General features: G+C 67.1%; 26 protein-coding genes. 17 read left to right on the top strand and 9 right to left on the bottom strand.

Annotated elements, in window-relative coordinates:
* Nucleotides 1-5: 5 nt before the first annotated feature.
* From ACFVUS_RS39645 to ACFVUS_RS39635, 3 genes are all read right to left on the bottom strand, one after another.
* The gene (locus ACFVUS_RS39645; protein WP_387779228.1) at nucleotides 6-1,940 is read right to left on the bottom strand and encodes a hypothetical protein; all 1,935 of its coding nucleotides are present in this window, start codon (nucleotides 1,938-1,940) and stop codon (nucleotides 6-8) included.
* Between the two features lie 36 nt (nucleotides 1,941-1,976).
* Nucleotides 1,977-2,582 (bottom strand): MspA family porin, encoded by a 606-nt coding sequence (locus ACFVUS_RS39640; protein WP_387779225.1) that lies wholly within the window; start codon nucleotides 2,580-2,582, stop codon nucleotides 1,977-1,979.
* Between the two features lie 82 nt (nucleotides 2,583-2,664).
* Nucleotides 2,665-2,904 carry a hypothetical protein gene (locus ACFVUS_RS39635; RefSeq protein ID WP_387779222.1) on the bottom strand — a complete coding sequence of 80 codons (240 nt, stop codon included), beginning with the start codon at nucleotides 2,902-2,904 and terminating at the stop codon, nucleotides 2,665-2,667.
* 86 nt (nucleotides 2,905-2,990) lie between these two features.
* Here ACFVUS_RS39635 and ACFVUS_RS39630 point away from each other — a divergent pair, with 86 nt between their 5' ends.
* Together ACFVUS_RS39630 and ilvA are read left to right on the top strand one after the other, a co-directional pair.
* Entirely contained in the window at nucleotides 2,991-3,428 is a 438-nt protein-coding gene (locus ACFVUS_RS39630) for a nitroreductase family deazaflavin-dependent oxidoreductase (RefSeq protein WP_387779219.1), read from the top strand.
* Between the two features lie 75 nt (nucleotides 3,429-3,503).
* A complete protein-coding gene (gene ilvA, locus ACFVUS_RS39625) occupies nucleotides 3,504-4,868 on the top strand; it encodes a threonine ammonia-lyase IlvA (protein ID WP_387779216.1) in 1,365 nt (454 codons plus the stop codon).
* An 84-nt stretch (nucleotides 4,869-4,952) separates the two neighbouring features.
* Here the strand turns inward: ilvA and ACFVUS_RS39620 are convergent, their stop codons facing one another.
* Nucleotides 4,953-5,627 (bottom strand): response regulator transcription factor, encoded by a 675-nt coding sequence (locus tag ACFVUS_RS39620; protein ID WP_387779213.1) that lies wholly within the window; start codon nucleotides 5,625-5,627, stop codon nucleotides 4,953-4,955.
* Nucleotides 5,628-5,775: 148 nt separating this feature from the next.
* Here ACFVUS_RS39620 and ACFVUS_RS39615 point away from each other — a divergent pair, with 148 nt between their 5' ends.
* Both ACFVUS_RS39615 and ACFVUS_RS39610 read left to right on the top strand, forming a co-directional pair.
* A complete protein-coding gene (locus ACFVUS_RS39615; RefSeq protein WP_387779210.1) occupies nucleotides 5,776-6,951 on the top strand; it encodes a DUF2235 domain-containing protein in 1,176 nt (391 codons plus the stop codon).
* 97 nt (nucleotides 6,952-7,048) lie between these two features.
* The gene (locus ACFVUS_RS39610) at nucleotides 7,049-7,294 is read left to right on the top strand and encodes a hypothetical protein (protein ID WP_387779207.1); all 246 of its coding nucleotides are present in this window, start codon (nucleotides 7,049-7,051) and stop codon (nucleotides 7,292-7,294) included.
* Between the two features lie 31 nt (nucleotides 7,295-7,325).
* Here ACFVUS_RS39610 and treY read toward each other — a convergent pair whose 3' ends face one another.
* From treY to ACFVUS_RS39595, 3 genes are read right to left on the bottom strand one after another with little or no spacing between them, the layout of a single operon-like run.
* The gene (gene treY, locus ACFVUS_RS39605) at nucleotides 7,326-9,734 is read right to left on the bottom strand and encodes a malto-oligosyltrehalose synthase (RefSeq protein WP_387779205.1); all 2,409 of its coding nucleotides are present in this window, start codon (nucleotides 9,732-9,734) and stop codon (nucleotides 7,326-7,328) included.
* Between the two features lie 11 nt (nucleotides 9,735-9,745).
* Nucleotides 9,746-11,863: a glycogen debranching protein GlgX gene (gene glgX, locus ACFVUS_RS39600; RefSeq protein ID WP_387779202.1), complete on the bottom strand. Its 2,118-nt coding sequence runs from the start codon at nucleotides 11,861-11,863 to the stop codon at nucleotides 9,746-9,748.
* A gap of 9 nt (nucleotides 11,864-11,872) precedes the next feature.
* Nucleotides 11,873-12,838, bottom strand: a complete 966-nt coding sequence (locus ACFVUS_RS39595; protein ID WP_387779199.1) for a GNAT family N-acetyltransferase — start codon at nucleotides 12,836-12,838, stop codon at nucleotides 11,873-11,875.
* 110 nt (nucleotides 12,839-12,948) lie between these two features.
* Here ACFVUS_RS39595 and ACFVUS_RS39590 point away from each other — a divergent pair, with 110 nt between their 5' ends.
* A complete protein-coding gene (locus ACFVUS_RS39590; RefSeq protein WP_387779196.1) occupies nucleotides 12,949-14,217 on the top strand; it encodes an adenosylmethionine--8-amino-7-oxononanoate transaminase in 1,269 nt (422 codons plus the stop codon).
* 4 nt (nucleotides 14,218-14,221) lie between these two features.
* Here the strand turns inward: ACFVUS_RS39590 and ACFVUS_RS39585 are convergent, their stop codons facing one another.
* Nucleotides 14,222-14,533, bottom strand: coding sequence for a hypothetical protein (locus tag ACFVUS_RS39585; RefSeq protein ID WP_387779193.1), 312 nt, complete (start codon nucleotides 14,531-14,533; stop codon nucleotides 14,222-14,224).
* A 75-nt stretch (nucleotides 14,534-14,608) separates the two neighbouring features.
* Between ACFVUS_RS39585 and ACFVUS_RS39580 the strand changes: the two genes are divergently transcribed.
* The 12 genes from ACFVUS_RS39580 (at nucleotide 14,609) to ACFVUS_RS39525 (ending at nucleotide 26,373) form a co-directional block, all read left to right on the top strand.
* Nucleotides 14,609-15,763: an 8-amino-7-oxononanoate synthase gene (locus ACFVUS_RS39580; protein WP_387779190.1), complete on the top strand. Its 1,155-nt coding sequence runs from the start codon at nucleotides 14,609-14,611 to the stop codon at nucleotides 15,761-15,763.
* A complete protein-coding gene (gene bioD / locus ACFVUS_RS39575) occupies nucleotides 15,760-16,449 on the top strand; it encodes a dethiobiotin synthase (protein ID WP_387779187.1) in 690 nt (229 codons plus the stop codon). The genes ACFVUS_RS39580 and bioD overlap by 4 nt, the downstream gene beginning before the upstream one ends.
* Nucleotides 16,450-16,603: 154 nt before the next feature.
* Nucleotides 16,604-17,824 carry a DUF1800 family protein gene (locus tag ACFVUS_RS39570; RefSeq protein WP_387779184.1) on the top strand — a complete coding sequence of 407 codons (1,221 nt, stop codon included), beginning with the start codon at nucleotides 16,604-16,606 and terminating at the stop codon, nucleotides 17,822-17,824.
* Between the two features lie 32 nt (nucleotides 17,825-17,856).
* The gene (locus ACFVUS_RS39565; protein ID WP_387779181.1) at nucleotides 17,857-19,107 is read left to right on the top strand and encodes a DUF1501 domain-containing protein; all 1,251 of its coding nucleotides are present in this window, start codon (nucleotides 17,857-17,859) and stop codon (nucleotides 19,105-19,107) included.
* Nucleotides 19,108-19,279: 172 nt separating this feature from the next.
* Complete coding sequence (locus ACFVUS_RS39560) at nucleotides 19,280-19,954, top strand: response regulator transcription factor (protein ID WP_387779178.1); 675 nt, start codon at nucleotides 19,280-19,282, stop codon at nucleotides 19,952-19,954.
* Nucleotides 19,951-21,270 carry a sensor histidine kinase gene (locus tag ACFVUS_RS39555; RefSeq protein WP_387779175.1) on the top strand — a complete coding sequence of 440 codons (1,320 nt, stop codon included), beginning with the start codon at nucleotides 19,951-19,953 and terminating at the stop codon, nucleotides 21,268-21,270. Before ACFVUS_RS39560 ends, ACFVUS_RS39555 begins: the two co-directional genes overlap by 4 nt.
* A 62-nt stretch (nucleotides 21,271-21,332) precedes the next feature.
* Nucleotides 21,333-21,812: an SRPBCC domain-containing protein gene (locus tag ACFVUS_RS39550; RefSeq protein WP_387779172.1), complete on the top strand. Its 480-nt coding sequence runs from the start codon at nucleotides 21,333-21,335 to the stop codon at nucleotides 21,810-21,812.
* A 56-nt stretch (nucleotides 21,813-21,868) separates the two neighbouring features.
* Nucleotides 21,869-23,020, top strand: a complete 1,152-nt coding sequence (locus ACFVUS_RS39545; RefSeq protein WP_387779169.1) for a lipase family alpha/beta hydrolase — start codon at nucleotides 21,869-21,871, stop codon at nucleotides 23,018-23,020.
* Nucleotides 23,021-23,079: 59 nt separating this feature from the next.
* Nucleotides 23,080-23,715, top strand: coding sequence for an ArsR/SmtB family transcription factor (locus ACFVUS_RS39540; RefSeq protein ID WP_387779166.1), 636 nt, complete (start codon nucleotides 23,080-23,082; stop codon nucleotides 23,713-23,715).
* Nucleotides 23,716-23,718: 3 nt separating this feature from the next.
* On the top strand, nucleotides 23,719-24,453 hold the full coding sequence (locus tag ACFVUS_RS39535; protein WP_387779163.1) for an SRPBCC domain-containing protein: 735 nt from the start codon (nucleotides 23,719-23,721) through the stop codon (nucleotides 24,451-24,453).
* A gap of 40 nt (nucleotides 24,454-24,493) precedes the next feature.
* Nucleotides 24,494-25,066: a dihydrofolate reductase family protein gene (locus ACFVUS_RS39530; protein WP_387779160.1), complete on the top strand. Its 573-nt coding sequence runs from the start codon at nucleotides 24,494-24,496 to the stop codon at nucleotides 25,064-25,066.
* A 68-nt stretch (nucleotides 25,067-25,134) separates the two neighbouring features.
* The gene (locus ACFVUS_RS39525) at nucleotides 25,135-26,373 is read left to right on the top strand and encodes a multiprotein-bridging factor 1 family protein (protein WP_387779157.1); all 1,239 of its coding nucleotides are present in this window, start codon (nucleotides 25,135-25,137) and stop codon (nucleotides 26,371-26,373) included.
* Nucleotides 26,374-26,379: 6 nt separating this feature from the next.
* On the opposite strand, the gene ACFVUS_RS39520 is transcribed toward ACFVUS_RS39525, so the two are convergent.
* Nucleotides 26,380-26,577 (bottom strand): hypothetical protein, encoded by a 198-nt coding sequence (locus ACFVUS_RS39520; protein ID WP_387779154.1) that lies wholly within the window; start codon nucleotides 26,575-26,577, stop codon nucleotides 26,380-26,382.
* Between the last annotated feature and the right edge of the window lie 17 nt (nucleotides 26,578-26,594).

The following is a 26,594-nucleotide window of genomic DNA, read 5'->3' as shown; positions in this document are numbered from 1 at the left end:
GTGCGTCAGCGCGTACGGCGACGGCGCAGCAGGATCACGATCCCGGCCAGCACGCCGACCGCCAGCACCGCGCCACCCACCAGGGCGAGCGTGCGCGCCAAGGGAATTCCGCCGTCACCGGTCCCGGCGGCCGCCGCCTCGGCCTTCATCGAGGCGGCCGGATCGAAGAACTCCGGCTCCCGGTCACCCGCCTGCAACAGCACCGGCCCCGTCATCCGGAAGGACCGATCCGGTTCGGCGACAAGCCAATTCAGCAGCCGATCCAGATGTTCGGGCGACTGGGTGGAGGTGGCGATCAGCACCGTGCGCTTACCGCTCCAGGTGGCCTGTAGCGAGCCGAAGTCGATCGGCGGCGCCAGGTCGATCTTGGTGCGCAGGTACGCGTCATCGCCGTACACCGTGAGCGTTTCGCCGTGCCGATCCAGCGGCAGCGTAATCGACTCCGGCACAGCGCCGTTCGCGGCGACCAGGACCGCCGGAAGTTTGCCTCGCACCGCATCGTCGAAGGACACCAGCTCCGGTCGCAGCGGCACCGAGGTCAGGCGCTGCGAGGCGATCAGCACCTGCGCGGCCCGCACGGTATCGGCGAAACCGGGGGTCTGCAATCCCACCTGCACCCGGGGCAGCAGCGACTGCGGCACCGAACCGAGCCCGCCCGGCACCGGTGGCTGCGCCGGCTCACCGCGCACCTCGCCGTCCGGATCGATGGTCAGGGTCACCGGCTGTTCCAAACCGCAGCCGTGTGTCAGTCCCGCCTGTTGGAGGGTCACCGACACCGTGGTGAATCGCGCCAGCAGGTCATCGGGAATGGTGATCCACTGGTTGAACGCACCCGAGGATTCCACCGGCCACGCCGCGATCTGCCGATTGCCGATGGTCACCGCGAGCTGGCCGTTCAGCGTGCTCGGCAACGGAGTGTGGTTGCCGTGCAGGTGCACTCGCACCCCCTTGGACGGCCGCCCGAGCCGGGTCTGATCGATGGCGAAATCCACCCGCACATTGCCGATGGCGGTGGCGCTCAACGCGCCCTGGCCGAGCTCCTGCAAAGTCGTGGTGTCCGGCGCGAGCTGGGGCGCGGCGGGCAATCCCACCGCCGTGGCGGCCGAGGCCATCGCCGCTTTCGCCAAATCGCTGGTGAGCAAACGGATCTGGATCGGCAGCGACTTCTCGTCACCGGAGACGGTCAGCACCGGCGCGGGTCCACCGCTGAGCCGCACGCCCGCGTCCGCACCCTCGCGCACCACGATCTGCCGCTCCAGGAAGGCGGGCGGATGATCGGGAAGCGCTGTGCCGGAATCGATTCGGCGGATATCCACCGCCACCGGCTGCCGGGTGTAGCGCGCGGTCACCGCCGTGCTCAGCGCCAGCACCGCCGCGCTCTCGGTCGTACTCGGATTCCCGGGCACATACAGGGTCAGCCGTTGCAGTGCGGGCGGCAGGAATTCCGCGACCGTGGTGGGCTGTGCCTCCTCACCGAAGTAGACCACCGTCGCATCGGACAGTGTGGCGGGCCGGCCCATCCAATCGTCGACGCAGATTCCGGGCTCGGGCACCAGCGACGAGGTCAGCGTCACGGTCACCGCGTTGTTCTCCACCTCGGCCCCGAGCAGCGAAATACGCACCGGCGCACGGGGATCCGGCGGCAACGTGACCCGATCCAGGAACTTGTCACCGGACCGCGCGTCGAGGGTGGCCCGCCCGACATTCGGCGGCAGCTGCACCGTTCCGGTGATCGCGGTCGGCGCGAGTCCCGGCAGCAGCGGCAGGGTCAGCGTGACCTCGTGCTCGCGCCCGGGAAACTCCAGCGACTTGCCCATACCGAGCCCGGGCAGTGCGATCGGACGATCCGCCGGTTCGGCGTGCACCACCACGGGCGCCGCCGTCACCGCGAAAACCGCTGTCAGCAAGGCGAACGCAGCGCTCGCCGCACGCAAACTCATGAAATGGTCTCCTGTGTGGGTGCGCGCGCGGCGCGCTTACAGCCAGGTCGGATCGCCGAAAACGCCGCCGCTGTCATCGACTTCGGCGGATTTGGCGTAGAGATAGGTGTACTGCCGGATCGACACCGGTCCGGTGCACTGATTGACCGCGATATGGAAGTCGCGAATGACGATCTGCACCTCTTTGCCCGGCAGCAGCTCCTTGTCCGCGACCGGAATATCCTTCACCTCGCCCGGGCTCAGATTGACGCTCATCGGGATCTGGATATTGGGCCCGATCACGCCGACCCCGAGGCCGGGGTCCGGAATGACGGGGATATTGACCGTCGGCGCGTAGGCCTGCGGAATCGCGCCGACATTGCCATTGAGCAGGTTCACCGAACAGCCCACGTGATACCCGGTCTTGAGCTGTCCGCCCGCGACCCCGTCGACCCGTCCGTACGCGACATTGCTGACCAGGGCCTCACGCGTGGTGCCGACCTGATTCAGCGGCGCGATCCGATTGACCGATTCGGTGCGATTGCCGACGGTGAAGCTGCCGAAGGGCGAGGCGAAGGTCCGCTCATGCGCGGGCATGGCGATGACATCGGCCTGGGCGGTAGGCGAGGAGCACAGCGCGATCCCGCTGGCGAGTAAAAACATCCCGAACGGTTTCGACCGCATGGGAAATCACGGTAATAGATGAACCGCATGACCGACCCGTAAGACACGGGCAACCGACCGCTCAGTTCGTGTCGGTCAGACCGTTCCGCACGATCGCGACAACCCAGCGAATTGCCATCACGGTCGCCCCGGCCAGTACCGCTGTCTGCGCGGAACCGGTGACGAGCAGCAGGATCAGGGCGATGACCAGTCCGGCCGCGAGGGCCTCGAGCTTGAAGAGCGGCCAGGCCGTGCCCGCGATATTCACGGTCGCGACGCGCACGGGGGTGCGATGCATCTGCGTTGGGTGAACCACTGCCATGTTTCGAGGCTACCCGCAGACCGAAAGTTCGGGCAAACGAACTTTCTGTCGGGAACATAACAACATTCGATGGTGTTAGCTCGGTCATGCCACTTACTGGAGAATATGAACCCAGCACGTCGGATTGGGCCCGCAAGCAGGCCGATCTGTACGAAGGCTCGAACGGCGAAAAGGGCGGCACCCTGCAGGGCAAGCCGATCATCCTGCTCACCACCCGCGGCGCGAAGAGCGGCAAGCTGCGCAAGACCGCGCTCATGCGCGTCGAACACGAAGGGGAGTACGCGGTCGTCGCCTCGCTGGGCGGCGCTCCCAAGCACCCCGTCTGGTACTGGAACATCAAGGCGGATCCGCACGTGGACCTGCGCGACGGCGCGGTGGTCAAGGACTACGACGCGCGTGAGGTCACCGGGGAGGAACGCGATCTCTGGTGGAAGCGCGCGGCCGAGGTCTGGCCGGACTACGACAACTACACCAAGAAGACCGACCGGGTGATCCCCATCTTCGTGCTCACCGAGCGCGACTGAGTTTCGCCGCTTTCACCCGATACGCCGACCGGCATCCCCCGGTCGGCGTATTGCTGTCCGGCCCACCTCAGTAACATGTGCCGGGTGTCGGATCCGCTTGTAGTCGCAGAGAAAGTATCCAGTCACGTGCCCGAGTTGAGCGCGGACGAAATCGATGCTGCCGCGAAGCGAATTTCCGAGATTATCGAGCCGACCCCGCTGCAGCGAATCGCGCGGCTGTCGGCGGACAAGGATGCCGAGGTCTACCTCAAGCGCGAGGACCTCACCGCCGTGCGCTCGTACAAGCTGCGCGGGGCCTACAACCTGATCGTGCAGCTCAATGCCGCCGAACGCGCCGCCGGCGTGGTCGCGGCGAGCGCCGGAAACCACGCCCAGGGCGTGGCTTTCGCATGCAAGGCGATGGGCATCCACGGCCGCATCTACGTCCCCACCACCACCCCCAAACAGAAGCGCGATCGAATCCGCGTGCACGGCGGGGAGTTCGTACAGCTCATCGCCGTCGGTGATACCTACGACGCGGCCGCCGCGGCCGCCGTCGACGATGTGGCGCGCACCGGCGCGACCATGGTCCCGCCCTTCGACGACCCGCGCACCGCGGCCGGACAGGGCACCATCGCCGCCGAAATCCTGGAACAGCTCGACCGCGCACCCGATCTGGTGGTGGTCCCGGTGGGTGGCGGCGGCTGCCTGGCCGGCATCAGCACCTATATGCGGGAACGCTCACCGCACACCGCGATTCTCGGTGTGGAACCGGCGGGCGCTGCCTCCATGACCGCGGCCCTGGTGGCCGGGGGACCGGTCACGCTGCCCGAGATCGACCCGTTCGTGGACGGTGCGGCCGTGCGCCGCATCGGCGGCGTGCCCTACACCGCGGTGTCCCGGCTCGGCGGGGGAGTGCGCTCGCACGCTTCGCTGCCTTTACTGACCACCACCGAATCCCGGGGCGGCACAAGCGCTTTCCGCATGATGACGGTCGACGAGGGCGCCATCTGCACCGCCATGCTCGAGCTCTACCAGAACGAGGGCATCGTCGCCGAACCCGCGGGCGCGCTGGCCACGGCGGCACTGCGCGAGATCGATCTGGCGCCGGGCTCGACCGTGGTGTGCCTGCTGTCCGGCGGCAATAACGATGTCTCGCGCTACGGCGAGGTCATCGAGCGCTCGCTGGTGCATCGGGGCCTGAAACACTATTTCCTGGTGGACTTTCCGCAGGAGCCGGGCGCGCTGCGGCGCTTCCTGGACGAGGTGCTCGGCCCGGACGACGACATCACCCTGTTCGAATACGTCAAGCGCAACAACCGGGAGACCGGTGCGGCGCTGGTCGGCATCGAACTGGGTTCGCCGGACGGGCTCGAATCACTGCAGAAGCGCATGGACGAATCCCCGATTCGCGGCGAACGCCTCGAACCGGGCTCATCCGCGTACCGCTATCTGACCTGATCGACGCGATCCCGGGCAAGGCGGGGAAGTGCCCTGCCCGGGACGGTCGTGCGCGATCCACCCCACGGGATCGCGAGCCTGAAATCAGATGTGCATCAGATAGCCGGATCCGGACGCGTGAATGAGCTGCGGCTCACCCAGCTTCCGGCCCAGCCGCCGGATGACATCCTCGACACTCGCCGATGACGCTGTACCGCAGCAGTATTCGGCGATCTCACTGCGACTGACCGCTGTCCCCGCCCGCGCCGTCAGCAATTCCAGCGCATTGAACTCGCGCGCGGTCATGGTCAACAGCACGCCGCCGCGCCGCACCCGGCGGCGCAGCCGATCCACCACCAGATCACCCACCGCCAGCACCTGGGTGGTGGACCGCCGCCGCCCGCACAGCGTCCGCACCCGCGTCGCCAGTTCACTGAGCGAGAAGGGTTTGGCCAGGTAATCGTCCGCGCCGCAGGCGTATCCCTCGGCGCGCTCATGTGGACTGTCCCGGGCGGTGATGATCAGTGCGGGGGTGCGCCGCCCCGATTCCCGTTGTCCCCGAATCAAATCCAGTCCATCGCCATCGGGCAGCCCCCGATCCACGATCAGGCAGTCATACCGTCGGGTGCCGCAGTTCTGGCCTGCCTCGGCCAGATTCCGGGTCAGATCGACGGTGTACCCGGCTCCCCGCAGTCCGCTCGCGACCCGTTCGCCCAGCTCGTCGTCGTCCTCGCACACCAGGATCCACAGGTCGCGGGGCGTCATCCGATCGTCGGGCATGCGGGCAACGGTGTCATGCCGATCATGAACGAATCATGATCGGATGTTTTTCCGAAGCCGGGGTTAACGCGAGTCCGTAGTCCATACGATGAACCCGAGTAGTCGACTACGCATGAATACCGATTGCCTGGGCGGGAGCATCTATTTCATGAAGAGACTTGTGGTGTGTTGTGACGGCACCTGGAAGGCCGAGTCTTCCACCACGGTGTCGAACATCGTGAAAATCGCACAAACCGTATGCCATGCGGGCGCGGACCGCGAAGGCCACCCCATCGGCCAGCGCGTCTATTACATTTCCGGTCCCGGCGCACGCGGCTTCACCAGCGATCGCCTGCTCGGCGGCGCATTCGGACTGGGCCTGGAAGCCAATCTGTCGGCCGCCTACTGGCAGCTCGCCTTGAACTGGGAACCGGGTGACGAAATCTTCATCTTCGGTTTCAGCCGGGGCGCGTACACCGCGCGCAGCCTGGCCGGAATGATTAATCGTCTGGGTATCTTGACCTATAAAGCCATGATCGACGGCAAATATCCCGACGCGCTGAAGATCTATCACACCAGAAAGGTCAATCCGGACGATCCGGACCCGCCAGAATGGGCCGAATTCCGCCGCGCCAATTGCTATCCCGATCCGGTGGTAATCAACTTCCTCGGCGTCTTCGACACCGTGGGCGCGATGGGTATCCCCGGTATCACCGCCTGGCGGCACCGCTTCCACGACGTTCGTCTCTCCCGCACGGTCCGCTGCGCCCGCCAAGCCCTGGCCCTCAACGAACGCCGCCGCGCCTTCGAGCCCTGCCTCTGGGAAGTCCCCGTCGAAATCGACGAGAAATACCGCCGCACCGACCGCGTCAAACAGGTCTGGTTCGAGGGCGTGCACAGCGATATCGGCGGCGGTTACCCCGAATGCGCTCTCTCCGACATCACCCTGCACTGGATGATCCGCGAAGCCGAAGCCGAGGGCCTGGTCTTCGACCACGACCGGCTCACCGTCCTGCGCGAACACTGCCCGCGCCCGCCGAAAAAGCATCTCCTACTGCACAATTCCCTCGGCACCGGCTTCAAGGTCCTCAATTTCCTGCGCTTCCTGCGGCACCCCCGCAGTCCGCGTTTCTACTGGGATTCCTGGCGTCGCATCCTCACCCCGACGGACCAGGCGGGCTATCTCGCTTCATCCGTCCAGCACGCCCACCAATACCTGCCCGCCAATCTCGTGCGCTGGCGCGAAACCCTCGACGGCTCAATGCCATCGAGTCTGATCGAATCCACCGAACTCGGCCCCCTGGACGCCCCGGAACCGGAATCCGAATCGGCGTCCGCCGCCTGAGGCCGGTGTCTATTCACGCGCGCCCTATACCCACTCAACCCGCCGATCAACCCCGGATACACCGAATTGCCTTGCCACGCCGGTATCGTCGCCATACATGACGGAAAAGAAGCTCATCGGCCTGCTCGTCGGTGCGTTTGTTTGCGCCTCGATATTCACCATGAATCCGTCCGCGGCCTGGGCGTCCGGTGACACCGGCCCCGTCGGAGTGGCTCCCGCGGGCCCCGGTCCCGGCGATAAATCCCTCCCCGCGGGCGCGGCTCCCGAACGCGTGGTTCCCGCTCCCGAGCGCATCATCCCCGCGCCGCCGCCGGGCGCCGGTGCCTGGTGCCCGACGCTCTGACCTGGTAAATCGATCCCGACAGTCCTCTAACCTATCGAACCAAAAGTGCCACGGGTAGCCGGGCGAACAGCTTCTCCAATCGCGATCGCCCGGAGAATGTATGGCCGGTCAAACGATCGGTCCAATGGCCCTGGGGTAGATCCAGAACGGTATCGCCCCAGCCACCCGCTTCATCGAGTCGAATGCTGTGCCGGGTGACCGCGACAATGACCTCCGGTGTTTCACCATTGCGCCCGCGGGCGTAGGACACCAGATGCTTGGCATGGTCGCCGGATGCGAACAGCGGCGTATATGTCCCGCCGACAAAGCATTCGGGTCGCTCCCGGCGCAGCCACAGCGCATACGCCACGATCCACATTTTCACCGCCCCGGTCGGCTCCAGATCCGGTGTGCCGGTGAGTGATTGCAAGAGCAGTGAACGGTGGGTGAAGTCGACGGGCCGGCGATTGTCCGGGTCGACGAGGGAATCCTCCCAGAGTTCGCAACCCTGATAGATATCCGGGATTCCGGGTCCGCACAGTTGCAGCAGTTTCTGCGCCAGCGCGTCGGTCCAGGCGTGCGCCGCGAGATCGGTGACGAATTCCCCCAATTCGACGCCGACGGGCCCGTCGACAATGGCGTCGATCCAGCGGTGCACCGCATTCTCGAATTCGAGATCCGGTTCCTCCCAGGAGGATTGGGTGCCCGCCTCGCGAACGGCCTTCTCCGCGAACTGATGTATGCGCTCCCGGAATCCGGGCACGGCCGCGGCGGCACGGCCGTCGACGGGCCAGATGCCATACATGTTCTGCAACAGGAACAGTGCCGTCGCCCCGTCCGGGCCGGGTGCGATCTCGTGCCACGCGCTCACCGACCGCGCCCAGATATCGGGTACCTGCGACAGCATGCCGATGCGTGCCCGGGTGTCCTCGCCGCGCTTGGTGTCATGGGTGGACAGCGTCGTCATGGTGGCGGGCCAGCGCGCGGCCCGCTCGGCATTGGCCAGATGGAAGTCGATCACCGACGCCCCGAAACGGGCCGGGTCCGCGCCCATCTCCTGGAGCGAAACCAGTCGCGCGGCGCGGTAGAACATGGTGTCCTCCACGGCTTTCGCCATGACGGCACCGCACACCTGATGGAATCGGGTCGCCGCCTCGCCACGAATCGAGAGCCCGGTCACCAGCACCTGCAGGGGCGCGGTGAGTTCGCTGTTGCGCGCCGCCACCTCGGCGACCACCCTGCCGATGGTTCCGGACAGCGGTGCGTAATCGCCGCGCGCGACCGGCATGTACGAGAGCACTTCGATGGTGGCGTTGGTCAGCGCCATGGTGTCGAAGGCGTCCGCCCGCGCATCGCGTTTGACGGCCGCGACCAGCCGCCGCACCTCCGGCACCAGCATGGTCTCCGCGACCGCGCGTTTGATCCGATGCTCGTGCTCGGTGAACCAGGCCCGATCGCTGCCGTGCCCGGTGAACTGCCGGGACAGTTCGGTGAGGGTCTTCTCACCGTCCGGATCGATGAGCACCCCGCCGATATCGGCGAGCGCGTCATAGCCGGTGGTGCCGTCGATCGGCAGTCCGGAATCAAGCGGTTCGCCGTGCGCGAGAACCTTCTCCACCAGCAGCAGGCGCTGCGGCCCGATGAGTTTGCGCAGGCGGGTGAGGTATTCGCCGGGATCGGACAGCCCGTCCGGATGATCGACGCGCACCCCGTCGATCAGATCGTGCTCACACCACGCCGCGAGTTCGCGATGCGTCGCGTCGAAGACGGCCGGATCCTCCTGCCGCAGTGCCGCCAGCCCGCCGACGGTGAAGTAGCGCCGGTATCCGCACAGCCCGGACTTCCAGTTCACCAGCCGATAGTGCTGTTTGTCGTGAATGCGCAGCGCGTTCTCGCCGTCGGTGCCGGGCGCGATGGGAAAGCGCATATCGCGCAGCGCCAGCATGGGTTCCAGGCCGCCGCGATCCACCGACAGCGCGGCCGGATCGTTCTCGTTGGCCAGTACCGGCAGCGCGAGCCGCCCGCCCGCGCCGTTCGCCGGACTCCAGTCGATATCGAAGTAGTGCGCGTACTTCGATTCCTTGCCGTGCGTGAGCACATCCCACCACCACGGATTCTGCCGTGGATCGGCGACGCCGACGTGGTTGGGCACCAGATCCACGATCAGGCCCATCCCGCGCCCGCGCACCTCGTCCGAGAGCGCTTTGAGCCCGGTGGGCCCGCCCAGCGCCGAGGACACGGTGGTCGGATCGGTGATGTCGTAGCCGTGCGTGGACCCGCGGGTCGCGGTCAGTACGGGGGACAGGTACAGATGCGAAATACCGAGCTGCTGCAGGTATTCGGCGATCGTGCGGGCATCGGCGAAGGTCAGTGCGTCCGGGCGCAATTGCAACCGATAGGTGCTGCGCACGGGCGTCTGCCGCGTGATGGGGCCGGTGTGATGTTCGGGCGTGCTGGTCATGGCCTTCTGAATCATGCCGTACGGCGCAGTACGAGTAGGCAGCGTGCGGGCACTGCCATGGTGGACGAGGCGTTATGTGATTGATCTTCGGCGGCCGCACCGGTGGGTGTCGAGCAGTCCAGCTCCACCTTCCAGACCGCACCGTGTTCGGCGGGCGGGAGGGTGAAATCGATTTCGGCGTCATGGGCATTGAAGCAGAGCAGGAACGAATCATCGGAAATGCGCTCGCCACGCGGCCCGGGTTCGCGGATGCCGTCACCGTTGAGGAACACGGTTAGGGTGCGGCCGAAGCCGGTTTCCCAATCGGCATCGGTCATTTCGGCGCCCGTCGGGGTGAACCAGGCGATGTCGTCGGGATGGTCATGGGTGGTCGCGGGCCGCCCGTCGAAGAACCGCCGCCGCCGGAACACCGGATGCGCGGTGCGGATCGCCACCGCGCGCCGGGTGAAGTCGAGCAGGTCGGTATTGGTGCGCATGAGGGACCAGTCCATCCACGACAGCGGTGAGTCCTGACAGTAGACATTGTTGTTGCCGTGCTGGGTGCGGCCCAATTCGTCACCGTGCAGCAGCATCGGGGTGCCCTGGGACAGCAGCAGGGTGGCGAGCAGATTGCGAGATTGCCTGGCGCGCAGGGCGATTATCTCCGGATCAGCGCTCGGGCCCTCGACACCGCAGTTCCAGGAGCGGTTGTAGTTCTCGCCGTCATTGTTGCCCTCGCCGTTGGCGTCATTGTGTTTGTCGTTGTAGGACACCAGATCCGCGAGGGTGAAGCCGTCGTGCGCGGTGACGAAATTGATGCTGGCACTGGGTCTGCGCCCGGTCGCCTCGTACAGATCCGAGGACCCGGTGAGCCGGGATGCGAACTCGCCCAACGTGGCCGGTTGTCCGCGCCAGTAATCCCGCACGGTGTCACGGTATTTGCCGTTCCATTCGGTCCAGGCGACCGGGAAATTGCCGACCTGATAGCCGCCCTCGCCGACATCCCACGGTTCGGCGATGAGTTTGACCTGACTCACCACCGGATCCTGGTGCACCAGATCGAAGAACGTGGCCAGCCGGTCCACATCGTGCAATTCCCGCGCGAGGGTGGCGGCCAGATCGAAGCGGAAACCGTCCACGTGCATATCGAGCACCCAGTACCGCAGCGAATCCATGATGAGCTGCAAGGTGTGCGGATGCCGCACGTTCAGGCTGTTGCCGGTGCCGGTGTAATCCATGTAGTGCTGCGGATCATCGTCCACCAGACGGTAATACGCGGCATTGTCGATACCCCGGAACGACAGCGTCGGCCCGAATTCATTGCCCTCGGCGGTGTGGTTGTAGACCACATCCAGGATCACCTCGATGCCCGCCGCGTGCAGTGCCCGCACCATGGCCTTGAATTCGGTGACGGCCGCACCGGGCGTCTTGCTGGAGGCGTATTCCAGGTGCGGGGCGAAGTATCCGAAACTGTTGTAGCCCCAGTAGTTTCGCAGGCCGCGATCCAAAAGCAGCCGGTCGTGCAGGAATTGGTGCACCGGCATGAGTTCCACCGCTGTGATGCCCAGGCTCAGCAGATGCGCCACGATCGCCGGATGCGCCATGCCCGCGTAGGTGCCGCGCAATTCCGGCGGCACGTCCGGGTGCGTGATGGTCATACCCTTCACGTGGGTCTCGTAGATGACCGTCTCGTGGTACGGGCGTTTGGGCGCGCGATCATCGGCCCAATCGAAGAACGGGTTGATCACGACCCCGGTCATGGTGTGCCCGAGGGTGTTCTGCCCGTGGTTGTAGGGCGCGGCATCGGCCCCGAAATCGCCCTCGAACGCCTTGCCGTACGGGTCCAGCAGCAGTTTGCTGGGATCGCAGCGCAGCCCGCGCGCGGGATCGAACGGGCCGTGCACCCGGAAGCCGTAGCGCTGACCGGGGGCGATACCGGGCAGGTAGGCGTGCCAGACATACCCGTCGACCTCGTCCAAGGGGACGCGCGTCTCGCGATTGTCGTCGCCGAGCAGGCATAACTCGACGCGCTTGGCGGCCTCGGAGAACACCGAGAAATTGGTGCCTGCTCCGTCGTAGGTGGCGCCCAGCGGGTAGGCGGTTCCCGGCCAGACACCCGGGGGTGCCGTGTCGGTGATCGCGCGAGCCATGCCCAGACCCTATCGGTCCGGATCGACCCCCGAATCAAGTGCCCTCCGCCAGGTCTGGCCGACCAGATCGACGCCGAAGCTGTGATGCGGATTCGATTCCACCAGTTCGAATCCGGCGCGCTGGTAGATGTGCCGCGCGGAGGTGAGCACGTCATTGGTCCACAGCACCAGTTCGCGGTATCCGGCGGCGGTGGCGAAGCGCAGGCATTCCTCGACCAGGGCACTGCCGACGCCGAGACCGCGGGCGCTCGGTTCCACCAGCAGCAGCCGCAGCCGGGCGGTGTCGTCGTCCTCGCGCATGCAGTAGACGCAGCCGACGGGATTGCCCCGGTATTCGGCGATCCAGGCCCGTTCCCGTTGTGGGTCATGGGAATTCAGATACCCGGCGACGATCCCGGCGACCAATGCCTCGTATTCGTCGTTCCAGCCGTACTCCCGGGTGTAGAGCACGGCATTGCGTTCGATCACCCAGCCGTGTTCGCCGGGCCTGGGCGCGCGCACCCGGACGGCGGCCGGATCGGGTTCGGAATCGGCGTCCAGGATCTGTTCGATGGTGTGCATCGCGCCGATCAGCCGCCCGCGGGTGCCGGGGGAGTGCGCTTGCAGGAGTTCACCGATCTGCCGCTGGGTCAGGCCGTCGAGCTCGGCGAAGGCCGCGCGGCCCTTATCGGTCAATTCGACCACCTGTTTGCGGCCATCGGTGTCCGAGCGGCGGCGCGCGATCAGGCCCCGGTCCTGGAAGCGGGTCAGGATGCGGCTCAGATAGCCCGCGTCCAGATCCAGTTCGCGGCGCAGGTCCACCACCTCCGCCGCGCCGAAACTGGCCAGTTCGAACAGGATTCGTGCTTCGGTGAGCGAGTGCTCGGTGCCGAGCAGCCCGCCCTGGAGCACCCCGATGACGCGGGTGTAGCGCCGGTTGAAGGATCGCACGGCGCTGATGTGGTCGGCGGTTACGGAACGTTCGGCGGTCGCCATGATTTCCCCAATCCTTTGACTCCGTCAAAGAATATGCCGCCGCTGCTAGTCATGTGCCGGTTCTGGTAACTTGAACAGCGTTCAAGCCGCCGCCTCGTGAAGGATTCCCTGTGGCACTGACACCCGATGAGATCACCGCCATCGACAGCGCGCACGTATGGCATCCGTACGGCGGATTCCCGGCCAGCACCGAACCGCTGATCGTCGCCTCCGCGTCCGGTACCCGGCTCACCCTCGCCGACGGGCGTGAACTCGTCGACGGGATGAGTTCGTGGTGGGCGGCGGTGCACGGGTATCAGCACCCGGTGCTCGACGCGGCGCTGCTCGCGCAGTCCCGGCGGATGAGTCACGTGATGTTCGGCGGGCTGACCCACGAGCCCGCCGCGCGCCTGACCCAGCTGCTGGTCGAGCTCACGCCGGACGGGCTGGACAAGGTCTTCCTCTGCGACTCCGGATCGGTCTCGGTCGAGGTCGCGGTGAAGATGTGCCTGCAATATCAGCGGGCGCTGGGACATCCGGAGAAGTCCCGGCTGCTCACCTGGCGCGGCGGGTATCACGGCGACACTTTCACGCCCATGAGCGTGTGCGATCCCGAGGGCGGTATGCACGCGCTCTGGACCGATGTGCTCGCCCAGCAGCATTTCGCGCCCGCGCCGCCGAGCGACTATGTGCCGGAATACGTTTCGGAACTGGAACGGCTGATCCGCACGCACGCCGCCGAATTGGCGGCGGTCATCGTGGAACCCGTGGTGCAGGGCGCGGGCGGTATGCGCTTCCACGATCCGCGCTATCTCGCCGATCTGCGCCGGATCTGCGATGCGCACGGCGTGCTGCTGGTGTTCGATGAGATCGCCACCGGATTCGGCCGCACCGGAACACTTTTCGCCGCCGAGTCGGCCGGGGTGCGGCCCGATGTGATGTGCGTGGGCAAGGCGCTCACCGGTGGGTACATGACGCTCGCGGCGGCACTGTGCACCTCGGAGATCGCCGAGACCATCAGCCGGTCGCACGGCGGGCTCATGCACGGGCCGACCTTCATGGGCAATCCGCTGGCATGTGCGGTCGCGGTGGCCTCCATCGAACTGCTGCTGTCCCGCGACTGGCAGGGCGAGGTGCGCGCGATCGAGGCCGGACTGAGATCGGGTTTGACTCCCGCCCTTGACATCTCGGGCGTCGCCGACGTCCGCGTGCACGGCGCGATCGGCGTCGTCGAACTCGACCATGACGTGGACATGCGAAAAGCCACGCATGCCGCGGTCGAATGCGGCGTGTGGTTGCGGCCGTTCCGCAACCTGATCTACACCATGCCGCCCTTCATCAGTTCGACTCGGGACGTGGAGCGCATCACCACCGCGGTGCTCGCCGCCGCGGCGGTGTGAGCGCTCAGCGACTGGCGCGTTTCTCCCGGACTCGTTCGGGATTCTCGGTGTCCGACAGCACTTCCCAGACGCGGAAGACGCAGTGGTAGTCGTCGGACCAACCGCGTGCGATCAACATGAAGGTGTCGCCGTCGCGCAGGATCGTGCGGCGGCTGATCAATTTCGGATGATCGGGAATGAATTTCTGTACTAGATCGGGCACCTTGGCGAGCGCTTGCTCGCGGGTGCCGACCACTTCGGTGATGACCTTCGGCGCCCAGTTCTTGCTGTCGCCGAAGCCGGTCGTCTGCTCGACCACTATTGCCCATCGTGGCATCGCGCAGCCTCCTTATAGTCTCCAGCATAGCCCGGCGGATGCTTCCTGAACGGTGTTCAAGTATGCTGCGGAGCTGTGAGTGCCGATCCCTTGAGCTGGCTCGATGAACGCGCCGCCGCGCGCGTTGACGCCGGACTGCGCCGCGAGCTACGCCCCCGCGCACCCGAGACCGCCAGCATCGACCTGGCCTCCAACGACTACCTCGGATTGGTCCGGCATCCCGAGGTGATCGACGGAGCCGTCGACGCGGTGTGCAAATGGGGCGCGGGCTCGACCGGATCGCGCCTGGTCACCGGGACCACCGCCGAACACGAGCTGCTGGAGTCCGAACTCGCCGAATTCGTCGGCGCCGAAGCGGGATTGGTCTTCGCCTCCGGATACGCGGCGAACCTGGGCGCGGTCACGGCACTGGCCGGGCGCGGATCGCTGGTGGTGTCCGATGCGGGCAGCCACGCCTCACTGGTGGACGCCTGCCGGCTGTCCCGGGCGCGCGTGGAGGTTGCCGCGCACCGGGATCCGGGCGCGGTGGACCGACTGCTGGCCGAGCGCACCGAGGAGCGGGCGCTGGTGCTCACCGATTCGGTGTTCAGCGCGGACGGGGATCTCGCACCGCTGGCCGAACTGCATCGGGTGACCCGGGCCAATGGCGCGGTGCTGATCGTGGACGAGGCGCACGGCATCGGGGTGCGCGGCGAGGGCGGGCGCGGACTGGTGCACGAGGTGGGGCTGGCCGGGGAACCCGATCTGGTGATCACCGCGACGCTGTCCAAAGCTCTTGCGGCGCAAGGTGGTGTGGTGCTCGCCAGCGCGCGGGTGCGCGCGCACCTCATCGATTCGGCGCGGACGTTCATCTTCGATACCGGGCTGGCTCCGGCCGCCGTCGGTGCCGCCCGCGCCGCATTGCGCGTACTGCGCCGCGATCCCGGCATGGCAGCGCGGGTATTGGCGCGGGCCGCCGATCTGGCGCGCATCGCCGGTGTGCCGGAACCGGATTCGGCCGTGGTCTCGGTGGTACTCGGGGAGGCGCAGGTCGCCTACGATGCCGCGCAGGCGTGCGCGGCGCGCGGGCTCAGCGTCGGCTGCTTCCGGCCGCCGTCGGTGCCCGAGGGCACCTCGCGCCTGCGGCTCACCGCTCGCGCCAACCTGACCGAGCACGAGATCGCCACCATCGCAACGATTCTCGGTGAAGTACTGGCCGAAGCCCGTGGAAGGACCGTTGTCGCCTCATGAGTCTGCTCTTCGTCACCGGCACCTCGACCGATGTCGGCAAGACCATTGTCACCGCGGCCCTCGCCGCCACCGCCGCGGCGGCGGGCGCGCGCGTCGCGGTGGTCAAACCGGCCCAAACCGGTATCGCCCCGGGCGAAGCCGGTGATCTCGCGGAGATCACCCGGCTCACCGGCATCACCCGCACGGTCGAGTTGGCCCGCTACCCCGAGCCGCTGGCCCCGGACACCGCGGCCCGCCGCTGCGGTCAGCCGCTGCTCACCCTCGCGGAGACGGTCGCGGGCATCGAATCCTGCGCGGACGCCGACCTCACCCTGGTCGAAGGCGCGGGCGGCCTGCTCGTCCGCATGGGCGAATTCACCCTCCTCGACCTGGCCCAGAAACTGGCCGCCCCGGTCCTGGTGGTCGCCGCCGCCGGACTCGGCACCCTCAACCACACCGAATTGACCACCCGCACCCTGCAAGCCGCAGGCGTGCGCTGCGCGGGCCTGGTCATCGGCTCCTGGCCCGAAACCCCCGACCTCGCCGCCGACTGCAATCGCACCGACCTCCCCGCCGTCACCGGCGTCGACATCATCGGCACCCTCCCCGCCGGCGCGGGCGCATGGCCCCGCGACCGCTTCACCACCACCGCCCCCACCTGGTTCGACCCCACCTGGACCGCTCACCACCTGCACCCGGCCAACTAACTCCCCCGTCATCCCGGCATGCTTTTGGCCGGGATCCACATCTGCGGATCTCCAGCCGTCCGCAGTGAATTCCGGCCAACAGCGCATCCGGACTGCCGGGAGTCATTCTCCCGGCCTCACGATTTCCTAATGAGCCCACTGCGACCGTGAGCGCATGGACGAGTTCGCCGCTGTGGCGCATGTGCTGCGGCGTACCACCTTCGGGCCGTTTCCCGGAATGACCGAGGCGTTCGCGGCGCGCGGGGTCGGCGGCGCGCTGGACGCGGTGCTGGATGCGCGGCCGCTGACCCCGGGCGCACCGGTTTTCGACGAACTCGCCGAAGCCGGGGCGGATGGGCCCGCGGTGCGCTGGTTGCGGCTGATGGCCGATCCGGCGGCGGGCGTGCACGAGAAGCTGGTGTGGTTCTGGCACGGGCACTTCACCTCCAGCCACGACAAGGTCGACACCTGGGATCTCATGTGGCGGCAGCATGTACTGCTGCGCGAGCACGCACTGGGGAATTTCCGGGAGCTGGCGCAGGCGATCACCGTGGACGCGGCCATGTTGCAGTGGCTGGACGGGGCGGGCTCGACGGCCGCCGCGCCGAATGAGAACCATGGTCGAGAACTCATGGAGCTGTTCACCATTGGGCGCGGGAGCTATTCGCAGGCGGATGTGAAGGCCGCGGCGTCGGCGCTGTCCGGGTGGAGCGTGGACGATGACGGCACAGCCGTGTTCGATCGCGATGCCGGGAATCAGCGTGCGGTGCAGCTGCTTTCGCGTCCGGTGACCAATGTGCACGATGCCGTCGACGTGCTGTGCGACCGGCCGGAGACCGCGCGGCTCATTGCCGCGAAACTGCATGCCTTCCTGCTGGGGGAGTGGCCCGCCGAGCAGCGGCTCGGGGAGCTGGCCGAGGTATTCACGCGGTCACGCTTGGAGATTCGGCCGCTGGTGGAGGCCATCGTGCGGCACGAATCGTTTCTCGCCGCCGTGCGTACCCGTCCGCGCTACCCGGTCGAATGGGTGACCGCCGCCTTCGCGGTCTGCGGAATCGATGATCCGGCAGCGGCTTTCGATCATATGACCGCGCTCGGACAGTCCCCGTTCTATCCGCCCGGTGTGGCGGGCTGGCCGCTCGGCGGCACGCTGCTGGGGCCGGGCAGCTCGGTCGCGCGGGCCGCGCTCGCGGTGGATGCGCCGGTGATTCCCGAATTGGCGGGGGCGGCGGACCCCGTCGCAGCCGTCTTCGCACGTGCCGGAATCCACGACGTGACACCCGAAACCATGGTGGCCGCAAGCGATCTCGCGTTCGCGCTGCGTCGCGATCCCGAACAGGCCGCGACCGGACTGCTCGCGCTCACCCTCACCTCACCCGAATTCGCACTGGCTTGAGCGGCCGGATCGCCCGAACAGCAAGGACAGCCATGGTCACCTTGAATCGCCGCACCGCGCTGCGAGCCGGTGTGGGTTTGGGGGTGGCCGCCACCACGGCGGGCATCGCCGCCGTGCGCACGCTGTCCGGACCCCCGGACTATTGGGCTCCGCCGCCGTTGCTGCGCGCCGCCGCCCCCGAGCGCCGCCGCCTGCTCGTCATCGAAATGGCCGGTGGCAGTGACGGATTGTCCATGGCCGTGCCCTACACCGACTCGCGCTACCGGGATCTGCGACCCGCCACCGCCATTGCCGCCAACGCGGTGCATCCGATCGACAATGAGATCGGCCTGCATCCGGAGCTGCCGAAATTGGCGGCGGCGGGCGTCTCGGTGATTCCGGGCGTCGGCGTCGCCCAGCCCGATCTCTCGCATTTCGAAATGCTGCACCGCTGGCAGACCGGCGATCCGAGCGGCAGTACCCGACCGGCCACCGGATTCCTGGGCAGGCTCTGCGATCAGCTCGGCGATCCGAGCGTCCCGGCGGTCGGGGTCTCGCTGGGCGTCGGTTCGTCGCAGGCGCTGGCCTGCGAACATGTCACCACCCTGTCGGTGGATGCCGGAAACGACGGCCTCTTCCCGGTTTTCGAGGACGACAACCTGCGTGCCGCCTGGCTCGCCGCCCAGCGCGCCATGTCGCACCCCGACCGCGCCGACACCTCGCAACTGGCCACCGCCCGCGCGGGAACCGCGGCGGCGCTGCGCTTCTCGGATGTCGCGGCCACCCTGTCACCCGCCGCCACCGGCTACCCGGATTCCGATCTCGGTGTCCAATTACGCCTGGCCGCACGGCTTCTCGCCGATGACCAGCACGGCCTGCGCATAGTCCACGTCCCGGTCGGCGCGGATTTCGACACCCACACCTCCCACCCCGCGCGCTACGCCCTGCTGATGCGCGACCTCGACACCGCCCTCGCCGCGCTCCGCTCGGACCTCGCCGCGCGCGGTATCGCCGACCGCGTCCTCATCGCCGCCTACAGCGAATTCGGCCGCCGCGTCCCGGACAACGGCTCCGACGGCCTCGACCACGGCGCGGCGGGCACCGCCCTGATCCTCGGCCCGACCAATCCGGGCGTCTTCGGCGCCGTGCCGTCCCTGCGCACTCTCGACCCCGACGACAACCTGCGCGCCACCGTCCACATGACCGAGTTCTACGCCACCCTCGCCGAATCCTGGTTCGGCATCCCCGCCTCCGACGTCCTCCCCGGCTTCCCCCGCCCCATCCCCGGCGTGATCGCCGCATGAGCCCGGCTTCCCGCCTCGAGACGCGGTTGACCTCGGCGTGCTCGTCCCGGTCCACCGCGACGACCGCCGCGCCAGGGTGCGCGGGCAGGCCGCGCGCTGACCTGGACGTGTGCCTGATTGTTGGGTGGCGCACCGCGCATGTGCTGGCCGGGGTGTCGGAGGTGGTGCTCTAATGGCGACAGTGCGGGTCTTGGTGTGTGAGGACGATCGACAGCTGGGCGACGAGGTGGCCGCCGGGCTGCGCGCGGCCGGGTTCGCGGTGGATCTGGCTCGCGATTACGCCGACGCGGATCTGAAGATCGCGGTCAATGCCTATGACTGTCTGGTGGTGGATCGCGGGTTGCCCGATGGGGACGGGCTGGATCTGGTGAAGGCGCATCGGGAGTCCGGGCAGCGGACACCGGTGGTGATGCTCACCGCGCGGGACGCGCTGGCGGATCGGCTGGACGGGTTCGCGCAGGGAGCCGACGACTATGTGGTGAAGCCGTTCGCCATGGATGAGCTCACCGCGCGGGTGGGCGCGCTGTGCCGCCGCCGGGAACCGCCCGCGCCGACCCGCACCACGCTCGGCGACCTCACCGTCGATCGCCCGCGCCGCAAGGTGCATCGCGCGGGCGTGCTACTCACCTTGACACCCAAGGAATTCGGCGTGCTGGAGTTGCTGGCCGCACGCGCGGGCACGGTGGTCTCGCGCACCGAACTCATCGAATCCTGTTGGGACGAAATGGCGGAACCCGCCTCCAATGTCGTGGACGTGGTGGTCGCGCAGCTGCGCCGCAAACTCGGTGATCCACCGCTCATCGACACGGTGCGCGGCGTCGGCTTCACGATCGCCGAATCCCCATGAGCGCGTGGCTGCTTCGGCTGCGCGCCCGGGTGGCGGCGCTGTTTCGATCGCGCGGCGGCAAGGCCGCGGCCGGTCCGCGCCGCAATCCGACGACGCCGGGGCGGTTGCGGCGGATGCGGTGGTTGCTCACGGCGCTTTTCACCGCGCTCACCGCCGCCTGCCTGCTGGTGCTGGCCACGGTGGCCGCCTCGATCGACAGTCATTCGCGTGACCGCGAACTCGATGACACGGTGAATCGGGTGGTCACCGGTTTGGCGCGGGTCGTCTATTGGAATGAGGAGGGGGCGGTGGACCTGGAGGCGCTGCGCGATGACGATCTGGCGCAGGGCGATTCGGCCGTCGTGGTGCTGTCCCTCGAGGAAGACGGCAAATGGCATGAGAAGTACGGACATCTGCGCTCGGAGTTGCCGCAGGATCTGAGTGCAGCGGCGGCGCGAACGGCTCTGTCGGATGACACCGTGATCAGCACCATGACCAATCGGTCGGGAGATCGGATTCGGGTGGCGTCGGCTCCGGCGTACGACGCGGACTACACCGTCGGGGCGGTGGTGTTCGCCGGGGCCGATCCGGCCCCGTCCCAGCGCGATCATCAAAGATTGGTGCTGGCACTGGAATTCGGCGGTCTGGGATTGATCGCGCTGGCGGCCCTGATCGGTCACGTGCTGTCCGGGGTGAGCACTCGCCCGGCGGTGCGCATGCTCGCCGAGCAGGAGCGTTTCCTGGCCGACGCCTCGCATGAATTGCGCACCCCGCTGGCCACGCTGCGGCTGTATCTCGATGCGGCACTGCGGGATCCGGACGATACCCGGCGTGCGGTCACCGAAGCGCGCGAGCTCACCGATCGGATGGGCCGCCTGGTCACCGGACTGCTGGCGCGCACCCGCACCGAGACCGGTGTCGGTGAACTCGAGGTGGAGCGGCTGCGGCTGGATCAGCTGGTGGAGGGCGTGGTCGCCGAATCCGGGGTGGCGGGAATCGAGGTGCGATCGGAACCGACTGTGGTGCAGGCGGATCCGGATCTGCTCGCGCTCGCGGTGCGCAATCTCATCGATAACGCGCTGGTGCACGGTGGGCTGCCGATCGAGATCACGGTCGCCGACTACGCGGTCACCGTGCGCGATCACGGTCCGGGATTGGATCCGGAGCTGGCCGATCCGTTCGAGCACGGCACAAAAGGTCCGAGTGGGCGGTATGGCATCGGGCTATCCCTGGTGCAGTGGGTGGCCCGCGCGCATTCGGGTTCGGTGGCAATCGGTTCCGCCCCCGATGGCGGCACATTAGCCACGCTCACCCTGCCCGCCCCACCCCAGCTCTGACCTGCGCGCTGTCCACTCGAACCGGCCTCGGAAACCAACAGACCGGGCGTATGGTGACGCCCGTGAACTCCACCCGCGTCGAGTGGTTCGTGAGTGCTCCCCGCCCGAATGTCTTCCGGGCATTGCTCGATGCGCGATCGGTACGAACGTGGATGGTCCCCGACGGTATGACGAGTCGCGTCCACGAATTCGACCCGCGCGTCGGCGGCCGCTTCCGAATCTCGCTCACCTATGACGTCCCCGGTATGGCGGGCAAGACCTCCGCGCACACCGATACCTTCCACGGTCGCTTCGTGCGCCTGGTGCCGGATGCGGAGGTGGTGCAGAGCGTCGAATTCGAAACCGAGAACCCGGACTTATGCGGCGAGATGACCATTACCTATTCGCTATCCTCCGAGCGCGGCGGCACCCGGGTGATCGCGCGACACGAGAATCTGCCCCGCGGCCTGTCCCCGGACGACAATGAACTCGGCTTCCGCATGTCGCTGGCCAAGCTCGCCGACCTGGCAGAACACACCGAATCCGACACGCCGCCCGACTGAATCGGGCGTAACGGACGGCTGCGCGATGCCGGGTTCGGTGCCTATGGTGGATTGGTATGGCGCTGCCGGGCTATCCACGTCCGTCCACTGCCGTCGAGTACGACGATCGACGGCGGCAGGCCCGCCTGCGTGAAACCCGCCTCGGACACGACTGGATCGATTGGCGGCGCACCCGGCTGATCCTGCTGCGCGGCAGCCTGATTCCGCTCGTGCTGATCGGCCTGTTCGCCCAGTATCTGGCCTGGGATGTCATGCCCGAGCGCGCCCGGCTGGCGCGCACCGAACCCGCCGTCATGCCCATCGCCGGACCATCGGATCCGCGCGCGGCCGATACCGCCGTCTTCGATCTCGTCGGTCTCGGTGTGCTCGATGCCACCGATACCGCGCAGGCGCTGCCGTCACTGAGCAAGCTCGGCTCGGTGTGGGCGGTGCGCTATGACAACACCGGTATCGACACCAAGGTCATCGCCGATCTGATCGTGAAGGTCACCGCGGCCGCCCGCGCACCGAACGTGGTGCTGGTCGGCCACAGCATGGGCGGGGTCATCGCGCTCGAGATCGCCAGCCACTTGCACACCGGGAGCGATCGCCGGGTGCTCGCGGTCATGCTGGACTGCACCCCCGTCGATCTGCACGCCGTGCGCCCCGAAAGCCGTGATCAAGGCGAGGAGATGCTGCGCTGGACCGGCTGGATTCCCGGCGCGCGGGAAAGCCGCCTGTTGCGCTTCACCGTCGAAATGTATGCCCGCCATGAGCGATTCATGGGCGGTGGCCGCTACGGCTTCCGCCCGGAACGCTTGCGCGAGGCGGTGCTGCAGGTGCTGCACGACAAGATCCTGAACAGCGATATCGCCAGCAATGGCCTGATCGAGGCGCAGTTCAAGGCGATCGTCGCGGGCGGCGCGATCGACGATCTGCGCGCCCTGGCCAAACCCGCCGCCGGAAAACCGCGCCCCGCAATCGTTTTCATTCGCCCGCATGACGGTTATCACGATCCGATCGTCGATGTCGACTACTCGCATCGCGTGCTCATCGATCAGGTCGGCGGTGTCAACGGGACGCTGCTGGTGATCACCACTCGCAATACCGCGCACGCCAATCCGATTCAGCGGCCGCGCGAGTACAACGCGGTCATCGAACAGCAGGCGGTGCCGTTCATCCGGCTATTGCGCCAGCAGCCGGTAGCGGTCGCGGCCCCGCCCAGATGACACTTACCGACGATTATTCTTGTCTTGACAAAAATATTTGTCGGTAGCAGACTGGGCGCATGCTCGACGTAGCCGTGATCGAAGAACCCGCCGTGGCGGAGGCATCCCTGGACCCGATTCGGTCCCGGATCCTGGCCGCGCTGGCCGAACCCGGTTCGGCGGCCATGCTGGCCGGGCGGCTCGGGCTGCCCCGGCAGAAGATCAACTACCACCTCAAGGAGTTGGAGAAGCACGGTCTGGTCGAGCTCGATACCGAACGGCGCAAGGGCAATGTCACCGAACGGGTCTATCGCGCCATCGCGGCGTCATATGTGATCTCGCCGAGTGCGCTGGGCGCGATCAGTCCGGATCCGGCTCGTTCGCCCGATCAGCTGTCGGCCCGTTGGTTGCTGGCGCTCGGCTCGCGGCTGGTGCAGGAGGTGGGCGCGCTGCTCACCGGAGCCGCGCGGGCGCAGCGCCGGATCGCCTCGTTCGGTATCGACGCGGAAGTGCGTTTCGCTTCCGCCGCCGACCGCGCCGCCTTCGCCGATGAACTCGCGCAGACCGTGGCCGGGCTGGTGAGCCGCTATCACGATGAATCGGCCGCGGGCGGGCGTCGTCACCGGGTGATCGTCGGACTGCATCAGATCCCCGACGCGCTATCCGTGCCCGCGCCGAAGCCGGAGACCGAAACCGAAGCAGGACAGGAGAACTGACCAATGCCGCAGCCGTTCGAAATCGAACTGGAGACGACTCTCGCCGCGAGCCCGGAACAGGTGTGGGAGGCGATCGCCACCGGTCCGGGCATCGACTCCTGGTTCATGGGAGCCAATGAGGTCGAACCGCGCGTGGGCGGTATCGCCGCCATGGACACCGGCGGGCATCGCGAGGAATCGACCGTCATCGCCTACGATCCGGGCAAACGCCTTGCCACCCGCACCGAACCCGATGCCGACGGCAAATTCATGGCCTTCGAATATCTGCTCGAGGGTCGCGAAGGCGGCAGCACCGTGCTGCGGGTCGTGCACAGCGGCATGCTCGGTGACGACTGGCAGGACGAATACGACGCGCTGCGCAGCGGCTGGCCGTTCCACCTGCACACGCTGAGTGAATACCTCACGCACTTCCCGGGCCGCATCGGCGTACCGGTGTTCGGCGTCGCGAATGGTGAATCGGCACAACAGGTTCGGGCCGCGCTCACCGCGGCGCTGGCCCTGCCGACGCCGATCACCAACGGCGCGCGGGCACACGCCGAGATCGCCGGACTCCCGCCGCTGGACGGCGAAGTGGTGTGGGCCGATGACCAGCGTTTCGAGGTTCGCACCGCCGACGCCCTCTACAGCTTCCATCAGGGCCCGACCGGCCTGACCCTCATGTTCCACCACCTCTTCGGACCGAAAACCGATGGGGCACAAGCCGCCTGGCAGCAGTGGCTCAACACCCTGCTGGGCTGAGATCTACCGACATATCCGAAACACGCAGAAGGACAAGCACATGCGCACTCTGATCAGCACCGCGTTCATCTCCCTCGACGGCGTCGTGGAAGGCCCGGGCGGCGAGCCCGGCTACCGCAATTCCGGCTGGACCTTCAAGGGCATCGACTTCGTTCCCGATGCCTTCGAGATCAAGGGCCGCGAACAGACCGAGGCCGCCGCCATGCTGCTGGGCCGGGTCAGCTACCAGGCATTCAGCCCGGTATGGCCGGATATGGAAGAGTTCGGCGACTACAAGAAGATGCCCAAGTACGTCGTCTCCACCACCCTGAAAGACGATGACCTGGTGACCAATTGGGGCGACACCACCATCCTGCGCTCCCTCGACGACGTCGCGAAGCTCAAGGAAACCGAGGGCGGCCCCATCATCGTGCACGGCAGCGCCTCCCTGAACCAGTCCCTGTCCGACGCGAACCTCATCGACCGCTACCACCTCCTGGTCTTCCCCCTCCTCCTCGGCGCCGGCAAGCGCCTGTTCTCCACCACCGACAAGGACACCCAGAAGCTGAAGCTGGTCGAAAGCGAGTCCTACTCGAACGGCCTGCAGAAAAACGTCTTCGACGTCATCCGCTGATCGGTCATTCGGGAGATCAAGTTCGCGAATGGCCGACGTGAGTCGCGCCGGAACCGCACAATCAGCGTATGCCGAGCAATGCGATCGGCGACAGCTTCGGTGCCAGGGTCCGGCGCGCTCGGCTGTCGAGGGAATTGAGCGTCGCGGACCTCGGCGCGCTGGGCGATTGGCCGGAGTCGTGGGTGCGTGAGGTGGAAGCCGATCGGCTCACCCCGGAGCGGTATTCGTCGATCGACAGGCTGGCCGACCTGCTCGGCACCGATATTCCGTGGTTGCTGGGCCAGCCCTATCGATCCGCGGAACCGGCGCGGGATGCGGGATACGGTGCGGTTCCCGCGCTGCGTACCGCGCTGTGCCGCACCGATCTGATGCTGTCGGGGCAGCGCCGAATATCCGCGGCTGCCGAACCGGTGCCCATTGACACACTGCGCGCCAACGTCTTTCGCGTAGTGCGAGACAGACAGGCGGCGAGCCTGCGCGCGGTCATGTTCGAACTGCCGCGGCTGGTGGAGGATTTGAACACCGGGGCGCTCGATGCCGCGGACACCGCTGAGCTGGATGGGATCTATCGGCTGATCATCGAAACCAGTCAGGTCGCGCGAATGGCGTTGAACAAGCTCGGTTTCCACGATCTGGCCTGGACCGCCGCCGGCAACGCCGCCGCGGCCGCCGCTCGGCTGGGTGATCCGCTCATGCTCGCGGTCGCGGCCTGGGACCGATGCGGTGCGCTGCTGCACAGCGGGGCGCTGCGGCAGGTTCGCGTGCTGGCCGAGGCGGCGCTGGACGATCTGCGACCCGAGCTGAGTTCGCCTGACCCGCAGGCGCTTTCGCTGTTCGGGGCGCTCAATCTGCGGTGCGCCGTGGCGGCGGCACGCGGCGATGACGCGGCGTCGGCCTGGGCGTATCTGGGCGAGGCCGACCGGGCGGCGACCCGGCTCGGTGGCCAGCGCAACGATTTTCAGACCGTATTCGGTCCCGGCAATGTGGCGATTCACGCCGTCGAGATCGCGGTGGAACTCGATCGGCCGGAGGTGGCGCTACGGCGCAGTGCCGATTTCGATCTCACCTCGGTGCCGAGTAAGGAGCGCCATTCCCGGCACCGCATCGATGTGGCGCGCGCGTACGGGCAAATCGGCGACGATGCGAGTGCGGTCATGACCCTGCGCATAGCGGCCGGCGACGCACCGCAGTATGTCTACGGTCATCCCCTCGCACGCGGTTTGGTCGAGAATCTGCTGCGCCGGGCGCGACGTTCCGCATTTGATGCCGGACTGGTCGGAATCAAAAATGGAATGGGCCTGGAATGAACCTTTTCATGATCTCGGGCGCTCATTGTCGTAGAGCGTGAGGATGGCGAGAAACACCATCGACGCCGTGTTCCAATCGGTGAGCAGTCCGGTGATGGTGGCCAGTCCGGCGCCGATCGAGAGCACCATCAGCGGGCGCGCCGACGATTCGGTATCCGCTCGATGATCATTTCCGCTGTCCGGTGATTCATTGAAATCTGTCATTGTGAAGGTTCCATCCC

Source organism: Nocardia sp. NPDC058058, from assembly GCF_042885355.1.
Lineage (GTDB): Bacteria > Actinomycetota > Actinomycetes > Mycobacteriales > Mycobacteriaceae > Nocardia.
The sequence above is the reverse complement of the archived record's forward strand: the minus strand, read 5'-3'. Positions and strand labels throughout refer to the sequence as shown.

What these genes read in the sequence shown, in the direction of transcription:
- ACFVUS_RS39645 (WP_387779228.1), bottom strand. Translation starts at nt 1,940, where the DNA reads ATGAGTTTGCGTGCGGCGAGCGCTGCGTTCGCCTTGCTGACAGCGGTT.
- ACFVUS_RS39640 (WP_387779225.1), bottom strand. Translation starts at nt 2,582, where the DNA reads ATGTTTTTACTCGCCAGCGGGATCGCGCTGTGCTCCTCGCCTACCGCC.
- ACFVUS_RS39635 (WP_387779222.1), bottom strand. Translation starts at nt 2,904, where the DNA reads ATGGCAGTGGTTCACCCAACGCAGATGCATCGCACCCCCGTGCGCGTC.
- ACFVUS_RS39630 (WP_387779219.1), top strand. Translation starts at nt 2,991, where the DNA reads ATGCCACTTACTGGAGAATATGAACCCAGCACGTCGGATTGGGCCCGC.
- ilvA (WP_387779216.1), top strand. Translation starts at nt 3,504, where the DNA reads ATGTGCCGGGTGTCGGATCCGCTTGTAGTCGCAGAGAAAGTATCCAGT.
- ACFVUS_RS39620 (WP_387779213.1), bottom strand. Translation starts at nt 5,627, where the DNA reads ATGCCCGACGATCGGATGACGCCCCGCGACCTGTGGATCCTGGTGTGC.
- ACFVUS_RS39615 (WP_387779210.1), top strand. Translation starts at nt 5,776, where the DNA reads ATGAAGAGACTTGTGGTGTGTTGTGACGGCACCTGGAAGGCCGAGTCT.
- ACFVUS_RS39610 (WP_387779207.1), top strand. Translation starts at nt 7,049, where the DNA reads ATGACGGAAAAGAAGCTCATCGGCCTGCTCGTCGGTGCGTTTGTTTGC.
- treY (WP_387779205.1), bottom strand. Translation starts at nt 9,734, where the DNA reads ATGACCAGCACGCCCGAACATCACACCGGCCCCATCACGCGGCAGACG.
- glgX (WP_387779202.1), bottom strand. Translation starts at nt 11,863, where the DNA reads ATGGCTCGCGCGATCACCGACACGGCACCCCCGGGTGTCTGGCCGGGA.
- ACFVUS_RS39595 (WP_387779199.1), bottom strand. Translation starts at nt 12,838, where the DNA reads ATGGCGACCGCCGAACGTTCCGTAACCGCCGACCACATCAGCGCCGTG.
- ACFVUS_RS39585 (WP_387779193.1), bottom strand. Translation starts at nt 14,533, where the DNA reads ATGCCACGATGGGCAATAGTGGTCGAGCAGACGACCGGCTTCGGCGAC.
- bioD (WP_387779187.1), top strand. Translation starts at nt 15,760, where the DNA reads ATGAGTCTGCTCTTCGTCACCGGCACCTCGACCGATGTCGGCAAGACC.
- ACFVUS_RS39570 (WP_387779184.1), top strand. Translation starts at nt 16,604, where the DNA reads ATGGACGAGTTCGCCGCTGTGGCGCATGTGCTGCGGCGTACCACCTTC.
- ACFVUS_RS39565 (WP_387779181.1), top strand. Translation starts at nt 17,857, where the DNA reads ATGGTCACCTTGAATCGCCGCACCGCGCTGCGAGCCGGTGTGGGTTTG.
- ACFVUS_RS39560 (WP_387779178.1), top strand. Translation starts at nt 19,280, where the DNA reads ATGGCGACAGTGCGGGTCTTGGTGTGTGAGGACGATCGACAGCTGGGC.
- ACFVUS_RS39555 (WP_387779175.1), top strand. Translation starts at nt 19,951, where the DNA reads ATGAGCGCGTGGCTGCTTCGGCTGCGCGCCCGGGTGGCGGCGCTGTTT.
- ACFVUS_RS39545 (WP_387779169.1), top strand. Translation starts at nt 21,869, where the DNA reads ATGGCGCTGCCGGGCTATCCACGTCCGTCCACTGCCGTCGAGTACGAC.
- ACFVUS_RS39540 (WP_387779166.1), top strand. Translation starts at nt 23,080, where the DNA reads ATGCTCGACGTAGCCGTGATCGAAGAACCCGCCGTGGCGGAGGCATCC.
- ACFVUS_RS39535 (WP_387779163.1), top strand. Translation starts at nt 23,719, where the DNA reads ATGCCGCAGCCGTTCGAAATCGAACTGGAGACGACTCTCGCCGCGAGC.
- ACFVUS_RS39530 (WP_387779160.1), top strand. Translation starts at nt 24,494, where the DNA reads ATGCGCACTCTGATCAGCACCGCGTTCATCTCCCTCGACGGCGTCGTG.
- ACFVUS_RS39525 (WP_387779157.1), top strand. Translation starts at nt 25,135, where the DNA reads ATGCCGAGCAATGCGATCGGCGACAGCTTCGGTGCCAGGGTCCGGCGC.
- ACFVUS_RS39520 (WP_387779154.1), bottom strand. Translation starts at nt 26,577, where the DNA reads ATGACAGATTTCAATGAATCACCGGACAGCGGAAATGATCATCGAGCG.